General features: G+C 56.7%; 3 rRNA genes. All 3 read right to left on the bottom strand.

Annotated features, from left to right (window positions below):
• Positions 1-56: 56 nt before the first annotated feature.
• A 5S ribosomal RNA gene (rrf, locus tag J3476_RS14130) occupies positions 57-170 on the bottom strand.
• Between the two features lie 128 nt (positions 171-298).
• Positions 299-3422 (bottom strand): 23S ribosomal RNA (locus J3476_RS14125).
• 452 nt (positions 3423-3874) lie between these two features.
• Positions 3875-5396: ribosomal RNA gene (locus J3476_RS14120) — 16S ribosomal RNA — on the bottom strand.
• Together the 16S, 23S and 5S rRNA genes form the textbook arrangement of a ribosomal RNA operon.
• Between the last annotated feature and the right edge of the window lie 162 nt (positions 5397-5558).

The raw sequence follows: 5558 nt of genomic DNA, 5'->3' as shown, positions 1-5558 counted from the left end.
GATGCACGAATGCCGGTGCCCCCCAACTGTGTTGGGGGGCACCGGTTTTAAGGTGTGTTCGGCGGTGTCCTACTTTTCCACCCGGGTGGGTAGTATCATCGGCGCTGGCAGGCTTAGCTTCCGGGTTCGGGATGGGTCCGGGCGTTTCCCTGCCGCTATGGACCGCCGTAACTGTATTCACTCGTTTTTGAGTGCCCCCCTTTTTTTTGGTGGGGGGAGGTGTGTGGGCCCCGTGTTTTGGTGGTGGGGTGTGGTCGTTGTTGTTTGACCGTGTGGTGTGGTTGCGAGGTTTTGTTGTTGTTGTAAGTTTTCGGCCGGTTAGTGCCAGTTCCCTGCGCCTATTGCTAGGTGTGTAGGTCTGGTCTATCGATCCCGTGGTCTGCGGGGGGCCTTATCCCTCTAAAAGGGTGAGAAGCCTGGTCTTGGAGGGGGTTTCCCGCTTAGATGCTTTCAGCGGTTATCCTGTCCGAACGTGGCTATCCAGCGGTGCCCCTGGTGGGACAACTGGTGTACCAGAGGTTCGTCCGTCCCGGTCCTCTCGTACTAGGGACAGGTTTCCTCAAGCTTCTGACGCGCGCGGCGGATAGAGACCGAACTGTCTCACGACGTTCTAAACCCAGCTCGCGTGCCGCTTTAATGGGCGAACAGCCCAACCCTTGGGACCTGCTCCAGCCCCAGGATGCGACGAGCCGACATCGAGGTGCCAAACCATCCCGTCGATATGGACTCTTGGGGAAGATCAGCCTGTTATCCCCGGGGTACCTTTTATCCGTTGAGCGACACCCCTTCCACTCGGGGGTGCCGGATCACTAGTCCCGACTTTCGTCCCTGCTTGACATGTCCGTCTCGCAGTCAAGCTCCCTTGTGCACTTACACTCAACACCTGATTGCCGTCCAGGTTGAGGGAACCTTTGGGCGCCTCCGTTACATTTTAGGAGGCAACCGCCCCAGTTAAACTACCCACCAGGCACTGTCCCTGAACCGGTTTCACGGTCCGAGGTTAGAGGCCCAATACGACCAGAGTGGTATTTCAACAACGACTCCACAACCACTGGCGTGGCTGCTTCACAGTCTCCCACCTATCCTACACAAACCGTATCGAGCACCAATACCAAGTTGTAGTGAAGGTCCCGGGGTCTTTTCGTCCTGCCGCGCGTAACGAGCATCTTTACTCGTAATGCAATTTCGCCGAGTCTATGGTTGAGACAGCTGAGAAGTCGTTACGCCATTCGTGCAGGTCGGAACTTACCCGACAAGGAATTTCGCTACCTTAGGATGGTTATAGTTACCACCGCCGTTTACTGGGGCTTAAATTCTCCGCTTCACCCCCGAAAGGGTTAACGGGTCCTCTTAACCTTCCAGCACCGGGCAGGCGTCAGTCCGTATACCTCGTCTTGCGACTTCGCACGGACCTGTGTTTTTAGTAAACAGTCGCTTCTCACTGGTTTGTGCCACCCACTTGTGCTTGGGCCGCAAGGGCTTACACACCATGTGGGTCCCCCTTCTCCCGAAGTTACGGGGGCATTTTGCCGAGTTCCTTAACCATAGTTCACTCGTACGCCTTGGTATTCTCTACCTGACCACCTGTGTTGGTTTGGGGTACGGGCCGTGTGTGCGCTCGCTAGAGGCTTTTCTCGACAGCATAGGATCACCGAATTCGCCTCACTCGGCTATGCATCACCTCTCAGGATATGTGAGACACGGATTTGCCTATGTCTCTCCCTACCGGCTTGCCCCAGTATTACCACTGACTGGTACGGCTACCTTCCTGCGTCACCCCATCGCTTGACTACTACCCGTCCGGGTCCCGCGCAGCCGGCACATCCCATTGACCCGAAGGTCGCCGGTGACATGCCATTTGGGCGGTTAGCAGAACGGATTCATCAGGGACGCTCACACACGGGTACGGGAATATCAACCCGTTGTCCATCGACTACGCCTGTCGGCCTCGCCTTAGGTCCCGACTCACCCTGGGCGGACTGGCCTGGCCCAGGAACCCTTGGTCTTTCGGCGGGCAAGGTTCTCACTTGCCTCATCGCTACTCATGCCTGCATTCTCACTCCCACACCCTCCACAACTAGCTCACGCTGCTGCTTCACCGGATGCAGGACGCTCCCCTACCCAGCGCATTGAATACGCTGCCGCGGCTTCGGCGGTGTGCTTGAGCCCCGCTACATTATCGGCGCACAATCACTTGACCAGTGAGCTATTACGCACTCTTTCAAGGGTGGCTGCTTCTAAGCCAACCTCCTGGTTGTCTTCGCGACTGCACATCCTTTTCCACTTAGCACACGCTTAGGGGCCTTAGCCGGCGATCTGGGCTGTTTCCCTCTCGACGCACGGAGCTTATCCCCCGCCGTCTCACTGCCGCATTACACCGTGTCGGCATTCGGAGTTTGGCTGACGTCAGTAACCTTGTGAGGCCCATCGGCCATCCAGTAGCTCTACCTCCAACACGAACACTGCGACGCTGCACCTAAATGCATTTCGGGGAGAACCAGCTATCACGGAGTTTGATTGGCCTTTCACCCCTACCCACAGCTCATCCCCTCAGTCTTCAACCTAAGTGGGTTCGGGCCTCCACGCGGTCTTACCCGCGCTTCACCCTGGCCATGGGTAGATCACTCCGCTTCGGGTCCAGAACACACCACTACACCACACACTGTTGTGTGGATACGCCCTATTCAGACTCGCTTTCGCTACGGCTACCCCACCCGGGTTAACCTCGCGACATGTCCCTGACTCGCAGGCTCATTCTTCAAAAGGCACGCCATCACCCCACCACGAAGGAGGGCTCTGACGGATTGTAAGCGCACGGTTTCAGGTACTCTTTCACTCCCCTCCCGGGGTACTTTTCACCATTCCCTCACGGTACTAATCCGCTATCGGTCACTGAGAAGTATTCAGGCTTACCGGGTGGTCCCGGCAGATTCACAGCAGATTCCACGGGCCCGCTGCTACTCGGGGAACATTCCACAGGAGCTGACAGATTTTCGCTTACGGGGCTCTCACCCACTACGGCAGACCATCCCAGGCCACTTCAACTAACCCATCAGTTTCTGACTCCTGCCCTCATCGGCGGATGAGAGAAGAAACGCCCCACAACACCGCACACACAACCCCCGCCGGGTATCACATGCACACGGTTTAGCCATCCTCCGCGTTCGCTCGCCACTACTAACGGAATCACTATTTGTTTTCTCTTCCTACGGGTACTGAGATGTTTCACTTCCCCGCGTTCCCCCCCGACACCTATGTATTCAGTGCCGGGTGACACGACATCACTCGTGCCGGGTTTCCCCATTCGGACATCCTCGGATCCACGCTCGGTTGACAGCTCCCCGAGGCATAACGCAGCCTCCCACGTCCTTCATCGGCTCCCAGTGCCAAGGCATCCACCATGCGCCCTTAAACACTTACAACACAAAACCAAAAAATGAGTCACCCAACCCCGAAAGGCTGGGTATCAGAAAAATTTGCATTACATGAGACAACAACCCACACAAAGACACCCACCCCCACAAAAGGAAGGCAGGCCCTTCACACAAGCCATCATCTCGATGCTCGCAACCACTATCCACAAATCAAACACCACACCCCACCACCAAAGCGGGGCAACAACAAGAACCCCCAACCCCCACAAACTCGAGGAGGCCAAGAGCCGGCATCTGCCACCAACGCAGCAGACCCGCGGGCTTGTTGTCTCAAAGCCCAATAGTGTGTCTGGCAGCCAGAACCGCAAACCCCGGAACAACCCGGAACCCGTTACAGCTCAATGTTTGTTGTGCACCAAACCCCGCCCACTACAGGCAAAGGGTTCCTCACGGCATCAGGTATGGCCCACTGCCACACCTATTCTCGTGGTGCTCCTTAGAAAGGAGGTGATCCAGCCGCACCTTCCGGTACGGCTACCTTGTTACGACTTCGTCCCAATCGCCGATCCCACCTTCGACGGCTCCCTCCCACGAGGGGTTAGGCCACCGGCTTCGGGTGTTACCGACTTTCATGACGTGACGGGCGGTGTGTACAAGGCCCGGGAACGTATTCACCGCAGCGTTGCTGATCTGCGATTACTAGCGACTCCGACTTCACGGGGTCGAGTTGCAGACCCCGATCCGAACTGAGACCGGCTTTGAAAGGATTCGCTCCACCTCACGGCATCGCAGCCCTTTGTACCGGCCATTGTAGCATGTGTGAAGCCCTGGACATAAGGGGCATGATGACTTGACGTCATCCCCACCTTCCTCCGAGTTGACCCCGGCAGTCTCTCACGAGTCCCCACCATAACGTGCTGGCAACATGAGACAAGGGTTGCGCTCGTTGCGGGACTTAACCCAACATCTCACGACACGAGCTGACGACAGCCATGCACCACCTGCACACAGGCCACAAGGGAACCGACATCTCTGCCGGCGTCCTGTGCATGTCAAACCCAGGTAAGGTTCTTCGCGTTGCATCGAATTAATCCACATGCTCCGCCGCTTGTGCGGGCCCCCGTCAATTCCTTTGAGTTTTAGCCTTGCGGCCGTACTCCCCAGGCGGGGTACTTAATGCGTTAGCTACGGCACGGATCCCAAGGAAGGAAACCCACACCTAGTACCCACCGTTTACGGCGTGGACTACCAGGGTATCTAATCCTGTTCGCTCCCCACGCTTTCGCTCCTCAGCGTCAGTTACTGCCCAGAGACCCGCCTTCGCCACCGGTGTTCCTCCTGATATCTGCGCATTCCACCGCTACACCAGGAATTCCAGTCTCCCCTGCAGTACTCCAGTCTGCCCGTATCGCCCGCACGCCCACAGTTAAGCTGTGAGTTTTCACGAACAACGCGACAAACCACCTACGAGCTCTTTACGCCCAGTAATTCCGGACAACGCTCGCACCCTACGTATTACCGCGGCTGCTGGCACGTAGTTGGCCGGTGCTTCTTCTCCAGGTACCGTCACTTGCGCTTCGTCCCTGGCGAAAGAGGTTTACAACCCGAAGGCCGTCATCCCTCACGCGGCGTCGCTGCATCAGGCTTGCGCCCATTGTGCAATATTCCCCACTGCTGCCTCCCGTAGGAGTCTGGGCCGTATCTCAGTCCCAGTGTGGCCGGACACCCTCTCAGGCCGGCTACCCGTCGTCGCCTTGGTAGGCCATTACCCCACCAACAAGCTGATAGGCCGCGGGCCCATCCCACACCGCAAAAGCTTTCCACCACCGACCATGAAGCCGATGATCATATTCGGTATTAGACCCAGTTTCCCAGGCTTATCCCAAAGTGCAGGGCAGATCACCCACGTGTTACTCACCCGTTCGCCACTCGAGTACCCCCGAAAGGGCCTTTCCGTTCGACTTGCATGTGTTAAGCACGCCGCCAGCGTTCGTCCTGAGCCAGGATCAAACTCTCCAAACAAAAACCCCCGGACAAACCGGGCAGAATCCGAATCAGAAAAATCTGACCAAGCAACCAGAAAAATCTGGCATCAAAAAAACATCCACCCCTAAACGGGAAAAAGAGGTGAACAAAAACAACAAACAAAAACCACCAAACACACTATTGAGTTCTCAAACAACA

The organism is Mycobacterium sp. PO1, assembly GCF_017312405.1.
Lineage (GTDB): Bacteria > Actinomycetota > Actinomycetes > Mycobacteriales > Mycobacteriaceae > Mycobacterium.
Note: the sequence above shows the minus strand (reverse complement) of the source record. Positions and strands in the feature narration are given on the sequence as shown.